This window comes from Psychrobacter sp. CAL346-MNA-CIBAN-0220, assembly GCF_040309805.1.
In the GTDB taxonomy this organism is placed as follows: Bacteria; Pseudomonadota; Gammaproteobacteria; order Pseudomonadales; family Moraxellaceae; genus Psychrobacter.
On sequence record NZ_JBEOPF010000115.1, the window covers coordinates 1 to 286 of the forward strand.

Sequence of the window (286 nt, forward strand, 5' to 3'; positions counted from 1 at the left end):
GTATTAGCCGCCGCCAGTGACGGGCGGATAAACAGCGGATGGCAGCCATCCAGCACCTTGGGGTTCTCCACCTTGCCTTGTGGGTTGACGGTGTATTGCACCGAGCAATCGCCTTCGATGTTTTTGTCCAGGGCACGCTCGGGGTAATCGGGAGCTTCCTTGCTCAGGGGCAGGTATTGGCGGCTGTCGGCAACAGCTTGGGCCGCGGCTTGCTGGCGGGCATGGTCAGCGGCTAGGCGCGCTTGTTGCTGGGCCTGTTCCTGGGCCACGCGCTGCTGTTCAAGTT

At 62.2% G+C, this 286-nt stretch carries 1 protein-coding gene; it reads right to left on the reverse strand.

Features of this window, described 5'->3' with window-relative positions:
* On the reverse strand, positions 1-286 hold a 286-nt coding region (locus AAEY88_RS12930), incomplete at both ends, for an energy transducer TonB (protein WP_350563031.1).